Genomic DNA, 17,685 nt, shown 5'->3' on the forward strand with positions numbered 1-17,685 from the left:
ATCTTCTTAATAATTTCCTAATTCTGCTAATTGCATTTGGTAAAGGCGCGCAACGACCTTGGCTGTTTTAGCCACGCGATTTGCCATATCTTCCGTTAGTAGTTCCGAATTTAGGGCTTTCTCAAAACGTTCAAAATGGTTTTCATTGCTGTCGCTTGTTTCATGATAGGTGAAGAATGAAACCTGATCATCCGTCAGATCTAGCTGATGCTGTATTGCGCGACCCCACTTTCCGGCTAGTCGATTTCCTAATCCCTCGATGATAAACATGCCACCTAATAGATCGAAGGGATTCGGTTGGCTAGCTTTATGAAACATATAGGCACTTAAAGCTTCGCTTCCAATATTTTTTTGTCCGTTGTACAGGTCCTCTCTCTTCCCGCCGCAATTTATGTAGTTCTTCTCCAAGATTTGATAATCTTTATGTTCATCGCGCGAATGCGAAATAAAAGAAGAGCGGATGTCGAAATAATCCATGCTGACATTTGAGGCTGCCCTGGCTATCCATTGAGAACCGTCGATTACCTGTTGGCGAAGATTCAGCAATAATAAACGATAATCTTCCAAGCTGATCGTTCCATTATATATTCGTTCGATAATCTCGGTGTTTCGCAACGAAAGCTCAAAGTCTACCCACGTATCCGTAAGCGATCGCACAAGTTTTTCTTGTATGGGCTTATTGGCGACATGAACTTCGGGCGCCAGAATCTCGTCGGATTTAGAGATGCTAGGCGTTTTTTTCGGTTTTTTGGAAACTATGACTTTCAACTTGACAAAACTCGTTATAAAGCGGCCACTTTCAGGCACCATACAGAGCACATGGTCTCCTTCCTTCAATTTATTACCATTAAAGAGCTCTTCCAGCATGATGTAGATGGATGCAGCGCCCGTATTCCCTTTATCATGAAGATTCGTAAACCATTTTTTCTCGTCGATAACAACGCCTCCCTTCGCTAATAAATCAACAATAGGCTGCTTAAAATACTCCGAAGAATAATGGCAAACCAACCAGTCGATATCATTAACTGCTAATTTTCCTTCTTCAATCAGCTGGAAAAAGTGTTGGACGCCCAAGTTGACAGTTTCATTGACGATTTTGATATCCTGCTTCAAGTTGATTGCAGCATCGGCATCGGCATCCGAAAAAGAAGGATAGTCGAGCCAGCTTTCCTTTATTTTGCCATCTTTAGATTTGTTAGCGCCGGCATACATGCAGGGTTCGAAATTATTGGCGTAGGACTTCAGCTCAATCCATTCAACCTCAAAGGAAATTCCATGGGTATTTGGCTGTTCGGAAAGGTAGATTGCGCCGGCCCCATCGGATAGCATCCATCGTAAAAAGTCGGTGTCCAGAGGTAGTCCTTTCTCCTGAATCTGGGCTTGCTTATCGAAACGAGAGGCTTTGAACATGCGGCTAGGCATATCCGCGGCGCAGCTAATTGCATTTTCATGCTCGCCCGCCTGAATATGAAGGAAAGCACTCTTTAATGCCATTATCCCAGCAGAACAGACGCTCTGATGCGATGTAATATCGCACACAGGTAGTTTGGACGCGCCATGTACCATACTTGCAAATCCTGGTACTGGTAGGTCCGATTGGGTAGTTGCTGCCGCAATAAATGCTACTTCTGACTTTGCGAACTTTCCATTAGCTAAACAGGCATCGATAGCCTTTGCTGCCATACCCGCAACAGAATCAGTAGATTGTTGTTCTTTATCTAACGCGTAATACCTCGTCTTGATGCCGTTCTGCTGCAGCATTCGCTGCTTCGTGCGCGAGCTTTTGCCTGCAATCAAACCCAGATAGTCTTCCATCTCATCATTTGAAATCGGTTTGTTTGGTAGGTGTATTCCAATGGAATTGATATATACAGGCTTTAATTCTTTCTTCATTATGTATTGTTTTTTGGTAGTTGTGTTCCGAATAGTTGATCAATCCATGGCAACATGAAACCGAAGTTCCCTTTGCCATATTTATGATGCATACTATGCCTAAAAGTATATTTTGAAAATGAGCTTGGATCTGACTCATCGCTCAATTCATGATTGCAGTGACCTAAAAGGTTCACAAGCAAGCTCATCAAAGGGAGGCTTAAAAGTGAATAGATCTGGAAATTATGAACGAATAGGGGGAAAAAGATGACTGTACCGAGCATAAAGGCTTCGACCCAATGGAAACTATAGATGGAATAGGCTGTCGGTTCTACAGACCAATGATGGACTCTGTGTACATTTCTTATCATCCATTTGCGGTGTAGTAGCCAATGCATGCAATAGAAGTGTACTTCATTCCAAAGAAACAGCACTGGAATCTCCCACAGGCAATTCCAGGGCTGGTCGAAACCGACTTGGAAGATGCCCATTGCAAACAGTTGCTGAAACAAGATGGCCTGTATGCTGAACACTAGAATGGAGATTAACGAATTTCTGATTTCTTTTGCTCGTTGTCCCTTTTTCGAGGCATTCACTATCTTCTTCAAATCTGGTTCTTTTCGCTTGACCAAGTAATCTGTAATCGCAGCACCGAGAAAATAGAGCAATGAAAAGAATACAAAAAAGAAGAAGCTGGTCCAATACCACTTCGACAAGACGAATTGAAAACTTTGTTCTAAGAAATCTGTCATCCAATTTTTAGGTTCTAAATTGTTTGTTTGTCCTTAAGCTTCTTTTGTTAGTGTTATTATAAATATATGATAAAATATGCAATTGGCTCTCTCTTGTTATTATTAACGTGGAATTTAATAGCATCGATATCCGGATTTATTTAATTCCATAGCGAAATTTGGATAAGCGTTGAAAAACAAGTTGTTAAGGCTCTGTTTTGTAGCGTTCTAGCTTCCTCAGCTTTAGCGATTAAACGTCATTTCTATGAGCTGCCAAAGACTCCTGAAAATCTAAACCTGTTTTCTTAATCGAAGCATACGCTTTGGGAGATTGTAATACTAAGGTCTGAATTATAGAGAACGGGATTTAAAGGCATCGTATTAATTCGTTTAATTCAATTTATCTGCTACATTTGTCGACGTCGCACTTAGTTTATTATTTCTTGCAGGAGAAATTTGAGTTAAAGGAAGAAAAATGTTCAAAACAACTACCGCTTACGATCCGAATAAGACTTCTTATCCTATTTTGATTGCCATTTGCTTGGCACACTTATCAAACGATTTAATTCAAGCTGTTATCCCGGCTTCTTATCCTTTATTAAAGGATAATTTTCATTTGAACTTTGCTCAAATTGGGATTATAACGTTCTGTTTTCAACTGGCTTCTTCTTTGTTGCAGCCAATCGTGGGGATGTATACCGATAAGCATCCGAAGCCATACTCCCAAATTATTGCGATGATGTTTTCATTCGTAGGGATTATTGCTTTATCCTTTGCGAATAGTTATTATGCGGTGCTGTTTGCTGTGACAATGGTTGGGATAGGCTCATCTATCTTTCATCCGGAATCGTCACGTGTAGCCTACTTATCCTCAGGCGGTAAGCGTAGTTTAGCTCAATCCATATTTCAGATCGGCGGAAATACCGGAACGGCCTTAGCACCCTTGCTATTGGCATGGTTCGTTATCCCGGCGGGACAGCGGAATATATTATGGTTTATCGTCGTCGTATTGATTGCCCAGTTAATTCTAAGCTATATTGCTAGATGGTATGTTAAAGTTTTAGAATATGCTCGCACGCAAGCGAAGAAGCAGATTAAACTGCCAGATCTATCACAGACTCGCATAGTGATGTCAATCACTGTTTTGCTCATTTTGATCTTTTCAAAGTATGTATATGTGGCAAGTATAACGAGCTATTTGCAATTCTACATGATGGATAAGTTTGCCATTTCCGAAGTTGCTGCTCAGGTGTACCTGTTCTATTTCCTTATCGCTATTGCGGTCGGTACGCTATTCGGTGGCTTCTTAGGAGACCTAATTGGTCGTAAATATATTATTTGGTTGTCGGTCTTGGGATGTGCGCCTTTTACCTTAATGCTGCCTTATGCTAATGAAATGTGGACCGGTATCCTGGTTTCGGTCATCGGGCTAATTATGGCGTCAGCATTTCCATCGATCTTAGTCTATGCACAAGAATTACTGCCGAAGAAGATAGGGATGGTTTCGGGATTGTTTTACGGCTTCGCATTCGGAATGGGCGGACTCGGTGCCGCTATTTTGGGATGGTTTGCGGATAAAACTTCCTTAGAGAGTATTTATTTAGTTTGTTCCTATTTACCTCTTTTGGGCATCGTAGCCTATTTTCTTCCAGATATGAAGAAAATAAAATACAAAGACGCTTAATCTTCGTTTCGCTGGCATAACCATACAGTAGCGCCGCCACAATCAGGATCTTCAACTACATGCTGAATGACCATAAAGCCTTGCTGTTGGAGTAAGGATTTATATTCTTCTTTGCTTAGTGATGAGTGGTAAAGGTTTTGACCATTATTCATTCCCCAAGCTTCACCTTCCTCCGGGCCACTGCTGAATAATAATATGCCATTTGCTTTAAGATGTTTTTTGAATAGTGGAAACATCTCGCGTTGTTCCTGCGGCGCCAGATGAAAAAAGCTGTGCCAAGCGATGATCGCCTCAAACTTCTCGCCGAGATTAAGTTCTCGCATATCTTGGAGCAAGAACTCACCTTCAGGGAAATTTTTATTAGCAATTTCAAGCATAGCACGGCTTGCATCCACTCCACAGACGGACAAGCCTTTATATTGAAGATAACGATATATGGGGTCTCCAGTTCCGCAGCCTAGGTCTAAAATGCGTGAACCAGCAGGGATGTGATCAATTAAACGATCTAGATAAGGTTTTTCCATTAAATCCTTGCTTCGGCTTTTGGAAAACCAGTCAGCAATTATATCGTAGTTCTTGAAGACATCCCGTTTCATAAGTCTCAAAAATTTATCTATAGCTTACTGAAAACCAATGCTATACTTTTTGTATCCTAAACCCTCCATTAAAGGCTTGAAGATATCGACTGCATTTTTCTTTGTCTGATCAAGGATATCCGATTTCTTTACTTGTTTTGTAATCTCATTTTCTGCGGCCTTGAAGGCATCATCTACCATATTCGCTTCCCTGAAAAATGCCATCTTCGTATCATATACTTTCGATGCATTATGGTCGATCTTTACGTAGCATATTTCTGGATTGGGCAATGTAATATGAACGGAATCTTCCAATACTTCTACATCCTCTGCCTTGAGCTTGCTTAGATCCACACAACCCACAGCATCTGCTTTGATAATGAGAAGGACACTGGCGTCTGGAAGAAACTGAGAAATTACCTTATGTTCGACCACATCCGATAGTCGATATTTTACCAATTCTAATTTGCCCATGGATTCAATGCGTTCCAATAGGATCTGATGGTTGCTTACGGTGTTCGTTTTAGGTTTGCTGATTTGCCAAATAAACCAGCCTAAACCACACACAACCAATAACAAGATTATAACCTTTAATAGTTTTGTCATCATACTTTGTTTAAGTCAAATAATAGACCATAATCTATCATTACCGTTATTAGACTGTAAAGACGATGTTAAGATTAGGTTGGTAACTAAGTATTTACAGATATCTAAGCAGAACTGACAGAATAGCAGTATCCTATAAACTTTGAAAAATCCTTATAACTTAAATGAAAATTACCTTTATTATGATTAGTTTTAATAAAGATATTTAATCTTCTATGCTATCTATTAGAATCCAAAAGCTAGTACTATTTAGTTTTCTGATACTTTCGTTTTACTGGCCAGTTGTCTCTTCAGCACAATTTGTTTCGGGACCCGATGAATTTCAAGAAACGCGGCAAATTTCGCCTGAGCGTTTTACGGTGGAAAGTCTTCCTAGTCCGAAGAAACAGGGGCAAGACTATTATGTGACGAATCCGAACGGTATTTTGTCGGCTCAAACTGTTTCGGAACTGGACCAGATGTCGAAGCGAATCGATTCGCTGACGGGCGCTGAATTTGCCATTGCTGTAGTGAATGATTACGAAGGGGATAGTGACTTTCAGTTTGCACTAGACTTATTCAATAAATGGGGTATAGGAAAGAAAGATGCCGACAATGGTCTGCTGTTGTTTCTTGCCATCGATCGTCGAGAGTACCGTTTTATAAGCGGTTATGGGATGGAATCCGTGATGCCGGATGCTTATTTAAAACGTATTGGAGAGAAATATCTGGTACCTAATTTTCAAGTGGGCGACTATGATCAGGGCGTGTTAGACGCTGCAACTTTTATAAATGAGGTGCTTATGTCGCCTGATATCAGAGCAGAGCTCGAAGCTCGCTTGCCGGAGGCAACTCCGTTTTGGAGCATGCGGAATATCTATTTTAAGAACACTCTTTTGGTCTTAGGGATCTTCGCTTTCTTCTATTTAATAGTACATGTAGTCTCCTCCAGGCTCATAAAGAGTCCCAATAAGAAATATCCCTTTGTACCGATATTTGCAGGAATGGGCTGTATGGGCATCCTGATGTTTCTTACGGTTTTTCTATTTGCGTTTGTGCTGAATAACCTGGAGTTCATCTATCAAAAAAAACACTTGCCATATTTTGCGTTTGTACTTGGCGGGATCATTCTTGCAATGAAAATTACGTATTCCCGCACGAGCATTAGTAAGAGCTATACCGATACGGAGGAAAGGGCAAAAGCGATCAATACGTTTTTAGCATTTACTTTTATTCCCATGATCTTATCTCCGCTTGCCTGGTATGATTTGATTGGAATTATTTCGAGGAAGGCGAAGGATCGTAATCGCTTTGTCCCGCCGGATAATTCTGGGGATTGGCAACGTGTTAATCGGGATCAATCGGCGAAAGAAATCAAGACTTACCTAAGTAAGGGTAATTTGAAGGAGGAAAGTATCAAATCTCGAAGCTATGAGATTTGGGAGAATCTTCGGACGAAGAAGATTGCGCTTATTCCTTGGGATATTAAATCTAGTTATAAAGAATGTCCGCACTGCCATTTTTTTACGCTTCAAAAAGGCAAGAGGCATACCATTATTGCAGCAACCTATAGTTCGGCTGGGAAAGGTGAGAAAGTTGATGATTGTGAAAATTGCAGCTATCGTGTAGTCATCGATACTTATACGATTCCCAAGAAGGTGAGGAGCAGTAGTAGTTCTTCAGGAGGTCGTTCATCGGGAGGATCTTCCGGAGGCGGAAGCTCCTCTAGTGGAAGTTTTGGTGGAGGCTCATCGGGAGGTGGTGGTGCCGGTGGTCGATGGTAATAGATTAGATGGATGAAAAATTATAAAATAAATATCCCTATAGCCGTGCTATTTGTTCTGCTATTCATCGCGTATATGAATAAAAAGAAGGAGAAAGAGCCGACTGAGATTCAACAGGCAATACAAACAGTAGACTCCGTTAATACGGACAAAGTTGTTTATGAGAATGACACGTTATCCTTGTCTATCATAGATTCTATCGAATTTTTTAAGGCGAAGGCGCTATCTAGAACTCCGAGCAAGAAAGACACGATTCCCTACATCAGCGATTTTACTACCGTGAGAGAAATGCTAAGAGGTGAGGTAACTTTTGGCGGCTGGAATGACAATTTTAAGGTGGACTCGAATATCATAGGTGAATCTATCGCCTTTATTCGCTTCAACAACGGAGATACAATCAACCCGAACTACCTAAAATATAGTTGGGACGCTGGTTTCGTTCGTTATTACCCGTCGGAGCGTATTTTGTTGATGGAAGGGGGGCATACATCCGATTTCTCCATTGATTTGGAGAATCGTTTATCCGATGTGGAATTGGTCGGTAATCCTGCGTATATTGTTGGGTCGCCGTCTGGACAGTATCGACTCAATGGTTGGTTTCCAGGTCAGGAATGCTCAGAATATTTTATTCAGAAAAAGGATGGTAAGCGATATGTGCTACTTGCTACATTGCCATTAAGCATCTCTGACTATGGCTTTGATCTTTGCACCTTAATCGATGTGTTTTGGAAAACCGATAAAGAACTGTATTTCAGAAATCATTTTTTTGGGGATGTCGAGGACGAGCGATTACATTTTTTTAAACTGCTGATCAAATAGTTTCCTTCGAGAAGACAAAAAGTAATGAGGCGATTTTTTAAAATGCCTCATTACTGAATAATCGCTATGAATGTTGTCGTTTAGTTGATCAAGCTCTTGTCGTAAAGCTTCTCATTAATTGCTCTAAGTTCTGCCGCAGGAATCTTGATGACCTTTCGATCATAAGTCATTAGTCCATTCGTTTCAACTTCTACATCCGTAGTTTGTGTGTAAACCGCTGCAGAAAGCCCTAGCTTTAACAATTTACTCAAATCTGTAATCAACTCCGAATAGCGTTTCTTCAATTCTGCAACGCTTTTAAAAGACTGATATCCCCAGTTATCTTTCGCTTGCCAGGTATGTCCTTCAATAGGCAATCCTAGCCCGCCAAACTCTCCATTCGCTAGGATAAAGTCCTTACCGAATCTCACAGGATCAGGCATGGCTGGTTCTGGATAGTTATGTAGATCTAATATATCGCCAGGAGCAAGGTAATTTCCGCCGCTGGCTCCATTAACAAGGCGAGAAGGATCTTTTTGCTTGGTCCATTCTACGATCTCTTTTGTTTTGAATTGCCCCCAAGCCTCATTGAACGGCACCCAGACCACTATACTCGGGAAGTTGTGCAATTGTGTCATGATGCTGTTCCATTCTTTTCTGAAAATAGCTTCCGACTCTGGCGTACGGTCCTTATCCTGCTTTCCAGCGCGGAATTTACCAGGATGCATATCCCATATGTTGCCCCCGAGGTCGCCACTTGGCATATCCTGCCAAACTAATATTCCTATACTGTCGCAATGCCTATACCATCGTGCAGGCTCAACTTTGATATGCTTACGGATCATGTTGAAGCCCATTTCCTTGGTCTTTTCGATATCGAACTTAAGAGCATCGTCGGTGGGCGCAGTGTGTAAGCCATCTGGCCACCAACCCTGATCTAATGGACCATATTGGAAAAGAAATTCATCATTGAGATACATTCGTTCTATACCTTTCTGATCTGTCTTTTTCGAAATCTTACGCATCGCAAAGTAGCTCTTTGCTTGATCAACAACCTTTCCTTTTCGCATCAGCTTCAACTCTAGATCGTAGAGCTTTGGATTGGAGGGACTCCATAAACTGATATTACCTAGTTTTAGCTGTTGGGTCGCTGCGGGAGTATTCGATGATTCCGCAATCTTCTTTCCATTATCATAGGCGATGATATGGAGCAGATCGCCATCTTGTGCAGCTTCGATATCTGCCGAGACTGTTAAACTTGATTGATCAACTTGAGGAGTCTGATGTGTACTTTTGATATAGGTTTTAGGCACAGATTCTAACCAAACGGTTTGCCATATGCCCGAAACAGGCGTATACCAAATGGAATGAGGATTATTTATTTGTTTTCCACGAGGTTGAGGACCATCACTTGTTGGATCCCAGACACGAAGTGCTATCTGCTGTTTATTTCCTTTTTTTAATGCCTGGCTAATATCTACACTAAAGGAGTTAAAACCACCTTCATGCTTAGCAACCGACTGTTCATTCACAAATACTTCGCATTGCCAATCCACTGCGCCAAAATGAAGAATTGTTTTATCGTTTTTTAATTTTTTGGAAAGAACGATTTCTGTTTGATACCAAAGGGCTTGATCTTTATTCAAACTCTTTCCAACACCCGATAGCGCCGACTCGATCGCGTAAGGAACGAGTATATTTCCATCCCAATTCGTCGGTAGTTGAGATACAGACTTGTCAGTAACTGCGTATTTCCAAAGGCCGTTTAGATTCTGCCAATTATTTGATCGAACCAATTGAGGTCTTGGATATTCCGGATGAGGTTGTTTGGGGTTTACTTGAGTTGCCCATTCTGTCAGAATCTTATCGCCAGCGGGTTTCCATTCTTGCGAATGTCCGTAGGGTAAGGTCATTGCTAGTAAACAGGTGAGGATAACTGATTTTCTAATCATAGGTTATTTTTTTAGGTATATGCTTGATTGATGTAGGTTTCTAACCGCAATATAACTAAAATAACCAGATTAGTTTAAATAGCTATCCTGTGCTGTAGGGCAAATGGTACAGGCTTTAATCGATCTTTTTCTCTGCTACACCTGAGCCACGTTCGTATCCCTTGTGCGGGTTTTTAAAGAAGAATCCTCCTATGATAACTAACAGGATGCTCAACGCAGCAACCAGTCCGACCGTCTTTAAAGTTCTTGATACGTCTTCCGATGCAAACAGATCAATTCCCCAAACTAAACTAAATAGATAGGTGAAAATGAAAAGGATGACGGCGATGACGATTATTCCAATAATATACTTCATAATTCTTCCTATAAGGTCTTTAATAATTTAGCTTTTAGCAGGTCAAACTCTTCTTGCGTAATGATTTTTTCTGTCAAAAGCACATTGAGTTTCTTGAGCTTTTCAAAGGCGTCTTGTCCGTTATTTTCAATTCCTGACAGCAAGCCGTTTTTTTCCTGATTAAACGCTTTCCCGATTTCCATTCCGACACCCATCTGCGCACCAACACCCGCCAAGCCGCCTTCATTACGCGCTGCATCACGCAAAGCGCGAAGCTTCTCGAGTGCAACGTAATCTAACCCAGCTTCTTCTGCGGCTTTTTGATCTATCGTCACGTCTGCAACACGCCCAATACGGTTGACCGTGTTCTCATCAAATTGGGTTCCGATGATCTTGAAATCTAATAATGCCAACCCTAATCGATTAAATTCTGCCGATAATTCTTCCTTTAGCGCATTGCTGATCTGATGAACATTGGCGTCAACTTCTAGGTAAGAATATTTCCGTTCCGCCAAATAATGACTTAAATACTGCGGTATTCGATCACTTACAATCTCACGAAGGTCTTCAGTCGAATAGCGGTCTTTACTACCAATAATCGATTGAAATAGAAAATTTACATCACTGATTCTATAGCTGTAGTTACCATTAATGCCTAATTCCACAGGGATCTTATAAGTAGGGTCGAGATACTTAATCGGAGTAGGAGTTCCCCAAAACTGATTGAGGATATCGGCCTTTCTATAAAAATAGATTAGAAGCTTATGTTCGCTCTCAAAATTCTGACGGAGATTGACTAAGGTCGTGATGAAAGGATGGTTATCCGTTCGTAGATTGTAAGTTCCTGCTACTTCGATATGATTCACAAGTTTGCCCTCATAGACTAATATCGCTCCTTGTCCAGGCCCAACAATCAATTTACTGCCATCTTTGATTTCATCCAACTTGGATGGGTATTTATACCATAGCTGATTTTCTTGTTGGTTTTCCCACTGAATAACCTGACCGAGTTGATTTTTGAATATATTGAATATGCTCATGATCTATTAGTTTAGCGTTAGGGTAATAGGAATCGAAGGTTTCTGTACTTGTGTTTTGGCATCTGTAGAAATAAATATGGGTTTATTGTCCGACAGCAGTACATATCCATCATCCAGAATTATCATATCTTCGATGCGTCCTAAATCCTGTAGCGTCCATTTTATTTCTGCAGTGTTTGCATCTAAGCATTGCAGGATAAGTTTATCATTTGGATTCGCTGTAGGGCGGAACCTAATAATAACTTCTTCATCATTAAAAACTACAACGGAGGGTGAGAAATAATTCCTCCCTGGCGTAAAATCTTCTATAGACGTAATTTTTCCACGCTGTTTAGCATAGTCGGTTATCAATCTTTTCTTATACGGCGACCGCTCTGTGAAAATACCTGAACGTCCATAGTCTTTCCTCCAGCTAAAAACATGTTTATCTCTGGGATAACCCTTCCTATGTTGAAACTTATACTTGATAAGTTGAATCTTTTCCTTTGGAAATTCAGATGATTCCCTGCTGAAACTATATTCCGTCGTTGACACGTCTTCTGCGTAGTGTTTTGCTGTGATGTCCCACATCTTTTCCGGATCATATACGCGTTTTGCCATCGGGAAATAGAGGTGTTTCCCGCCATCATTTGCAAGCACCTTGAACGCCGCGCCATCAAATTCGGGATCCGCTAACTCAACCTGAGCGATTCCGTCCTTGAACTCTGGAACTTCCGTCTCTAATTGCTTTCTTAAATTATTGAAACGTAAGCTCTGCTTATTAAAACGATAAATCTGTGATTTATCTATAGTCAAGTAGAGGTTGTCGTCCTCATAGCGTTGAAACTTCATCGTTGGGTAGCTATCGCTCGAGCTACCGTCAAAACGATCGAATAGTAACTGACTACCTGTCTTTACGTCATATACGCCGAAAAACAAACTGTCTTTTCGATCTATAGCGTCCTCGACCGGATCCAGTTTCCCTATCACGATATAAATTGGCGTATTCTTATCGTCTTTAAAAACCGTTACTTTTTCAGACTCCCATTCGTAGCTCTTGGAAGGCTCCTTGGGCGTTTCTTCTGTTTCAGCAACTGTTGGAGCGACATAGCTTCTATCGTTGGAAGGGCTGTTTCCAAATTGGAAAATAAAGATCATGATGATGATGAAGGCCAAAAATCCAATAACGATTATTTTGTTCTTCTGTGTAAAGATATTCGTTCCGGATGCTGTATAGTGCTTATGATGGATCGTGATGTCATCGGAATCAAGAAAGAAGGGTGTCCCGCAGCTATCACAGCGATAATAATCCGCTCTTAATTCAGTCGCTTTTGTGCCTCCACACGATGGGCATTTTATTGCTTTTATCCTCTTCGCCATTTAATATTTATAATCTTGAGATTAGTCTCCTTGAAAATATAAATAAAGTACGAAAAGTTACATTAAGTTTCAATTAAATTAGTTTTTTAATTCTTTTAAGCGCGTCAATCCCTCAAGAAAATAATAATCAGCGTAGGTGAGAACCATTACCATAGGAGCAATACATCACAAAACCAATATCATGATGTTGGTCTAAATCTTTAGCTTTCGCCAGTGCTTCCGTCCCTTTAATTGCTTCTGCTTTAGTATGCTCATGTGCCGATTGATGGTATAAATACCATAAAGAGCTTTGTTGAGGCTTCTGTTTTTTATTTAATACTGAAACGATAAATTCCTTTCTTGCTTTTTGATTTCGCTTTCAAACTTAAGCGGTAAATCCGATCGCCCCATACTTTGCTTAATCGGACATCATCCTGCTCAATAACATCCACAGAGGCATCAAATAGCTTCTTGTCAAAATGTAAGCTGTACGCTCCATTATTCAATTCCACTGCTCCGTTTTTAAGGATTGGTTCTTTCGCCAATAGAAAGTGAATTACATTCTCGTTCTGCGGATTGTCCAGATCGAATTGATCTGTAATCAACAAGGCATTATGATCGATTTTATATCTGCGTATCCAGGAGTTGATCTGCGCTTCTTTCGGATAAGCACCGGCGATATCGAGCGTAAATTCTTGAGCTTTAGCGTCGAACCTATTGTTATGCGATTTATACTGCGGACCAAAGCGTTGCTGATAACCATTAATTTGAGGAAGATTGTGATAATCGCTTTGCATCGTCCATATATCGTAACGTTCCTTCGAAAAAGTCTTCTTGTTGTAGGTACCAACGCCAGCGTCGATAAAGACAGGTTCTTGGTCAAGGAATAGCATAAAGCTGCCCACATCGTTGTGATTATGACTCTCCTTATTGAATCCGCCCTTGGCTGCGAAAAATACATTTTGATTTCGAATATAAAGAAACTCTGTTTCCGGATACCAGTTATGCGTATTCGTCGGAGTTGCCGCAGTCTCCTGCAAAATATCTTGTAAAGTTCCTAAATCCTCTAAACTGCGAAAAGCGTCGCGGGCGAAGTTGAATTTTGAGCTGGCTCTATCGTGTAAATATTTGGCAAATTGCTGCATCTCTTTGCTATTTACCGAACGCCCATAACGATAGATCAACAATGGATCAGCAGTGCTTTTCGCCGAAGCATCAGCGAAATTAACAACCCACGAATTGCCGCCAATGTACGACTGGGCAATATATTCGCCCATATCCTTAATCATTTGCTGATCGAATAGATTTACTTTGTTATTAGTCGCCAGAGCGAGGATTTTAAGATAATCGTATAGTTTTCCCGCTGCATGCCCCCAATAGGATGGACCTTCTTCACAAGCGCCATCGTGTTTGATATAATTGATGAATTTATCAACCGAACGCATTGTTTTATAAATCCCCGCGACTTTTCGCTGTTCATTATCTTCGATTAAAAGCAAGCAGGTCAACACATTGAAGTTGCACCAGGGATTCCAATTGTTAACGACTTGTTCAGGCTTTATCTCGAAACCCTGCCACCACATATCATTCCGCGTTAAATATGGCTGTATGACTCGCGACTGGATATTCATTTTTAAGCGAGAAGCAATCTCTGGATTTACCTTATCCATCTCATTTTTAAAAAAGTAGTGGATCCAAGAGAGCATAGATCCCATATCGCCAGCAAGCAGGTCGACAACCTGAGTATCTGATTGTGGCAAGCTTCGCTTAGAAGATTGATATCCCGAAACGTGGGCAGATAATGACCAGGTGCTCATTTCTGTGAAATACCAAACCCCATTAATGATTTGATCCAGAAAGCGTCCTTTACCCTCGGCAAGTTCCGCTAAAAACAACTTGCTAAGAGTCTTTGCATTTTCGTTCATGGGTTTTTCCATGATTACGCGCGAGCCACTACGTTCGAATTCAAGATAGTCTGTCGCTTTCACAACCTGCCATTGATAGGCTAGAGAAGCTTCACCTTCTTTAATCAAGGTTTTATAAACCGATTGCGTTAATGATTTCCAGGCATCACGATTATTGTAAGTTGGATAGGGAACCCATTGTTTGCTACTTAATAGGCTTTTCTGTAAATCTTGTTCTGTGAAATTTTTCGTGAGTAGATTCAGGTCGACCAAAGCGTTCAAATCAGCTTTCGTGGATAGCGATAGAATTAGAAGCAGAAGGATACAAAAGAAACGGCTCATATTAATTGGTTACAAAGGTTATGGTATTTAGCTATTTCTAAAATAATGAATTGCATCGCAAAACGCACTAAAAATCACGAAAACGATTTCATAAAATCGCTAACCAGGAAATGTTATTTAAGAAAATGTTTTTCCAGAAGCTTTCTTTTTTGTTAGTTAGAATAATTCTTATTTGGCATCCCAGAAGTAAGCATAGAGATCGGGGATTTCGCTATCCTTGATGGCATTTCTGACCGACCATTTATTATAGTCTAGCTGTATGATCTCAGGTATTATGCGGTCTTCATTGATGTCAAGAATCAGGTAGGAAGCATCTCTCGTGGATTCTTTGGACCGACCTACAGATCCGCAATTGATTGCCCATTTGTTCTCGATTTCTTTGACGAAGGAGTAATGGGTATGGCCCATGATCAAGGCATCGACCTGTTCTCGATCTAATAGAAAAGCAAAGGTTTCATCGGGCTCTTGTTCATAAAGATGCTTGTTATTGCTATCGGGGTGTGCATGGACAAGCAAGATCTGCCAGCGTTTGGCCGCGATTTTATAATCGAGTCGAATCTGAAAAGGAAGGTCTTTAAGGAAGGCTTTATTGTCTAACGTAATTGTTGCTTTGCTATGATTTATGGCAAGCTCTCTATCGCGGGCCTCTTCTGCAGAGTGGTTCGCTAATGCGACGATTTTGCTGTCTTCAGCAATCCATTGGTCGTGATTCCCTTGTAGACAGGGGATGTTCAGCGTCTTGATTAGTTCTATGCATTCGTTTGGCCATGGGGCAAAGTCTGCCAAATCACCTAAACAATAAATTTGTCTTATTTCTCGAGCCTGAATATCGTCAAGAACATGAATCAATGCAGGTAGGTTTCCATGTATGTCCGAAATAACCGCTATTTTCATTTTTACCAAATATTGTTAGTTGAATTTCGGTAAATATGCTTTAAAATAAGTAATTACCGCTATCGATTATAGGTAAGGATAAGCTTTATTTACTGTATATCAATACGTTAACATTTTTTTTCCTTTCAGAGAAATCGACAGTTTGTAATTATTATTTATAGATTTAATTATGGAGAATGGCAGACTTTTGCATCTCCTAATTATAAGTTAACTAAAACCGATTTTAAGGGTTTTAAAAAATGAGTTAAGTAAAAACAATAAATTGTATATTAGGAATACTTATGGCAGCAACCTTTTTAATCGACGAACAAACCTTAAAAGACATACAGCTAAGAGATTATAGTGGACGAACAATCTATGACTTTTTCGATCAAGCCATTACCGAAGGTGGGCAGGATTATTTTCGTGATGTCTTTTATACGCCTTTATTGAACATAGAGGGTATCAAGGAGAGACAGAAGAAAATTCGTCGTTTAGAGCCCGTTGCTGAGGTGGATTTCCCTTTTTATCGGGTCATTGTGAAAGACTTGGAAAAGTATATACATGCTTCCCATTCGGGCGCCAGGCATGGTATCAGTTTCTTGGATTTCCTAGGCGTTCGCTCGCCAATCTATTACTATAGAAAGCGATCTATATTAGAAGCGTCGGAATTTTTAATCTCTTCGATGAAGTTTTATCGGGAAGTCAATAAACATCAGGTCTATGAAGACATGACTGAAGTGATTGAGCTAACGAATGACTGCCTTAACCAGATATACAAGGGGAAGAAGCATGTAACCGATAAACTTAAAGTCAATATATTTAATATTGAGTCGCTCGATCGCTTGATTCGGTATGAGTTGGCCCCGAAACTGAAGAAGCTGATTCGTTTCTTTTTCGAAGTGGATGCCTACCTCGCCGTAGCCAAGATATCTAAGAGCTTAGGGTTTTGCTATCCGGAGGTCTATCCCAAGAATGAAACTGGCGAAATTAAGATGCAAGGGGTTTACCACATCTTTCATAAAGCGCCCGTGAAGAATGATGTTTCTTTAAAGCAGGAAAAAAAGATTTGGTTTCTGACCGGCGCAAATATGGCGGGGAAATCTTCCATTATCAAATCCATTGCTTCCGCACTCTACTTAACGCATATTGGCTTCCCGGTGCCTGTTGATGCACTACAAACTGATTTGATCGACGGGGTATTTACGAGTATCAATTTACAAGATAATCTGGAGTTGGGTTATAGCCATTTTTATGTGGAAGCAATTCGCTTAAAAGAGATTGTCGACCAGTTGCCTGTGGATTCCAATGCACTTATTATCCTCGATGAACTTTTTAAAGGCACCAATCACAGCGACGCGTCAAATGCGATTCTCGATGTCATGACAAGCCTGGCAGAAGTTGATGGACCCTATGTCATCGTATCGTCGCATATTACGGAGCTCTCCAAACAGCTCCAAGACGTGCCTTCCATTGATTTTATGCGAATGAAAATCGAAGGCGATGAAAATGGATTGCCCGTATTTACGTATAAGATTGCGCCCGGCATTGCGGAAGAAAAGTTGGGGATGTGGCTTTTAAAACAAAGCGGCGTATTTACTTCCATAGATCGGCTGAAGGGGGGTAGCTAAGGGAAGAATGACCATCTATCCCCATGTAAAGATGCTAAACATATCAAAACGCAGATTTAGAGATCTAAAAATAGTGTCAATCCTGATATTGGTCATTGGGAATGTTGTGAATTATGATGATATCAATTTTTATTTAACTGGTATTTAGTTAGTTATAATATTTCTAATTCGGTATATATTGAATTGTAATTATCAATTCGGTATAAAATATGTCTTTTTCTGATTAGCGTTTCGTTTACTTT

General features: G+C 40.5%; 14 protein-coding genes. 4 read left to right on the plus strand and 10 right to left on the minus strand.

Translation table 11 applies throughout. The features are described from left to right. Nucleotides 1–6: 6 nt before the first annotated feature. Both QYC40_RS06500 and QYC40_RS06505 read right to left on the minus strand, forming a co-directional pair. On the minus strand, nt 7–1,893 hold the full coding sequence (locus QYC40_RS06500; protein WP_301993092.1) for a beta-ketoacyl-ACP synthase III: 1,887 nt from the start codon (nt 1,891–1,893) through the stop codon (nt 7–9). Beyond that, nucleotides 1,893–2,624, minus strand: coding sequence for a sterol desaturase family protein (locus QYC40_RS06505; protein WP_301993094.1), 732 nt, complete (start codon nt 2,622–2,624; stop codon nt 1,893–1,895). Before QYC40_RS06505 ends, QYC40_RS06500 begins: the two co-directional genes overlap by 1 nt. Before the next feature lie 454 nt (nt 2,625–3,078). Between QYC40_RS06505 and QYC40_RS06510 the strand changes: the two genes are divergently transcribed. Continuing rightward, nucleotides 3,079–4,287, plus strand: coding sequence for an MFS transporter (locus tag QYC40_RS06510; protein ID WP_301993095.1), 1,209 nt, complete (start codon nt 3,079–3,081; stop codon nt 4,285–4,287). Here the strand turns inward: QYC40_RS06510 and QYC40_RS06515 are convergent. Beyond that, nucleotides 4,284–4,883, minus strand: a complete 600-nt coding sequence (locus QYC40_RS06515; protein ID WP_301993097.1) for a trans-aconitate 2-methyltransferase — start codon at nt 4,881–4,883, stop codon at nt 4,284–4,286. The genes QYC40_RS06510 and QYC40_RS06515 overlap by 4 nt on opposite strands. Before the next feature lie 24 nt (nt 4,884–4,907). After that, nucleotides 4,908–5,471, minus strand: coding sequence for a DUF4230 domain-containing protein (locus QYC40_RS06520; protein ID WP_301993098.1), 564 nt, complete (start codon nt 5,469–5,471; stop codon nt 4,908–4,910). A gap of 212 nt (nt 5,472–5,683) precedes the next feature. Here QYC40_RS06520 and QYC40_RS06525 point away from each other — a divergent pair, with 212 nt between their 5' ends. Together QYC40_RS06525 and QYC40_RS06530 are read left to right on the plus strand one after the other, a co-directional pair. Beyond that, the gene (locus QYC40_RS06525) at nt 5,684–7,231 is read left to right on the plus strand and encodes a TPM domain-containing protein (RefSeq protein WP_301993100.1); all 1,548 of its coding nucleotides are present in this window, start codon (nt 5,684–5,686) and stop codon (nt 7,229–7,231) included. A 75-nt stretch (nt 7,232–7,306) separates the two neighbouring features. Continuing rightward, the gene (locus QYC40_RS06530; protein ID WP_301993101.1) at nt 7,307–8,050 is read left to right on the plus strand and encodes a hypothetical protein; all 744 of its coding nucleotides are present in this window, start codon (nt 7,307–7,309) and stop codon (nt 8,048–8,050) included. 80 nt (nt 8,051–8,130) lie between these two features. Here the strand turns inward: QYC40_RS06530 and QYC40_RS06535 are convergent, their stop codons facing one another. From QYC40_RS06535 to QYC40_RS06560, 6 genes are all read right to left on the minus strand, one after another. After that, complete coding sequence (locus QYC40_RS06535) at nt 8,131–9,981, minus strand: glycoside hydrolase family 2 protein (protein ID WP_301993102.1); 1,851 nt, start codon at nt 9,979–9,981, stop codon at nt 8,131–8,133. A gap of 115 nt (nt 9,982–10,096) precedes the next feature. Further along, entirely contained in the window at nt 10,097–10,336 is a 240-nt protein-coding gene (locus QYC40_RS06540; RefSeq protein WP_301993104.1) for a hypothetical protein, read from the minus strand. An 8-nt stretch (nt 10,337–10,344) separates the two neighbouring features. Further along, on the minus strand, nt 10,345–11,355 hold the full coding sequence (locus QYC40_RS06545) for an SPFH domain-containing protein (RefSeq protein WP_301993105.1): 1,011 nt from the start codon (nt 11,353–11,355) through the stop codon (nt 10,345–10,347). 6 nt (nt 11,356–11,361) lie between these two features. Next, complete coding sequence (locus QYC40_RS06550) at nt 11,362–12,714, minus strand: hypothetical protein (protein ID WP_301993106.1); 1,353 nt, start codon at nt 12,712–12,714, stop codon at nt 11,362–11,364. Between the two features lie 308 nt (nt 12,715–13,022). Continuing rightward, nucleotides 13,023–14,939, minus strand: coding sequence for a heparinase II/III family protein (locus tag QYC40_RS06555; protein ID WP_301993107.1), 1,917 nt, complete (start codon nt 14,937–14,939; stop codon nt 13,023–13,025). Between the two features lie 168 nt (nt 14,940–15,107). Then, complete coding sequence (locus QYC40_RS06560; protein ID WP_301993109.1) at nt 15,108–15,833, minus strand: metallophosphoesterase; 726 nt, start codon at nt 15,831–15,833, stop codon at nt 15,108–15,110. Between the two features lie 281 nt (nt 15,834–16,114). Between QYC40_RS06560 and QYC40_RS06565 the strand changes: the two genes are divergently transcribed. Beyond that, entirely contained in the window at nt 16,115–17,443 is a 1,329-nt protein-coding gene (locus QYC40_RS06565; RefSeq protein WP_301993111.1) for a hypothetical protein, read from the plus strand. Nucleotides 17,444–17,685: the final 242 nt, after the last annotated feature.

It is taken from the genome of Sphingobacterium sp. BN32, from assembly GCF_030503615.1.
Classification (GTDB): Bacteria; Bacteroidota; Bacteroidia; order Sphingobacteriales; family Sphingobacteriaceae; genus Sphingobacterium.

Bases quoted from the DNA above. Each gene is read 5' to 3' on its own strand.
- QYC40_RS06500 (WP_301993092.1), bottom strand. From the start codon at position 1,893: ATGAAGAAAGAATTAAAGCCTGTATATATCAATTCCATTGGAATACAC.
- QYC40_RS06505 (WP_301993094.1), bottom strand. From the start codon at position 2,624: ATGACAGATTTCTTAGAACAAAGTTTTCAATTCGTCTTGTCGAAGTGG.
- QYC40_RS06510 (WP_301993095.1), top strand. From the start codon at position 3,079: ATGTTCAAAACAACTACCGCTTACGATCCGAATAAGACTTCTTATCCT.
- QYC40_RS06515 (WP_301993097.1), bottom strand. From the start codon at position 4,883: ATGAAACGGGATGTCTTCAAGAACTACGATATAATTGCTGACTGGTTT.
- QYC40_RS06520 (WP_301993098.1), bottom strand. From the start codon at position 5,471: ATGATGACAAAACTATTAAAGGTTATAATCTTGTTATTGGTTGTGTGT.
- QYC40_RS06525 (WP_301993100.1), top strand. From the start codon at position 5,684: ATGCTATCTATTAGAATCCAAAAGCTAGTACTATTTAGTTTTCTGATA.
- QYC40_RS06530 (WP_301993101.1), top strand. From the start codon at position 7,307: ATGAATAAAAAGAAGGAGAAAGAGCCGACTGAGATTCAACAGGCAATA.
- QYC40_RS06535 (WP_301993102.1), bottom strand. From the start codon at position 9,981: ATGATTAGAAAATCAGTTATCCTCACCTGTTTACTAGCAATGACCTTA.
- QYC40_RS06540 (WP_301993104.1), bottom strand. From the start codon at position 10,336: ATGAAGTATATTATTGGAATAATCGTCATCGCCGTCATCCTTTTCATT.
- QYC40_RS06545 (WP_301993105.1), bottom strand. From the start codon at position 11,355: ATGAGCATATTCAATATATTCAAAAATCAACTCGGTCAGGTTATTCAG.
- QYC40_RS06550 (WP_301993106.1), bottom strand. From the start codon at position 12,714: ATGGCGAAGAGGATAAAAGCAATAAAATGCCCATCGTGTGGAGGCACA.
- QYC40_RS06555 (WP_301993107.1), bottom strand. From the start codon at position 14,939: ATGAGCCGTTTCTTTTGTATCCTTCTGCTTCTAATTCTATCGCTATCC.
- QYC40_RS06560 (WP_301993109.1), bottom strand. From the start codon at position 15,833: ATGAAAATAGCGGTTATTTCGGACATACATGGAAACCTACCTGCATTG.
- QYC40_RS06565 (WP_301993111.1), top strand. From the start codon at position 16,115: ATGGCAGCAACCTTTTTAATCGACGAACAAACCTTAAAAGACATACAG.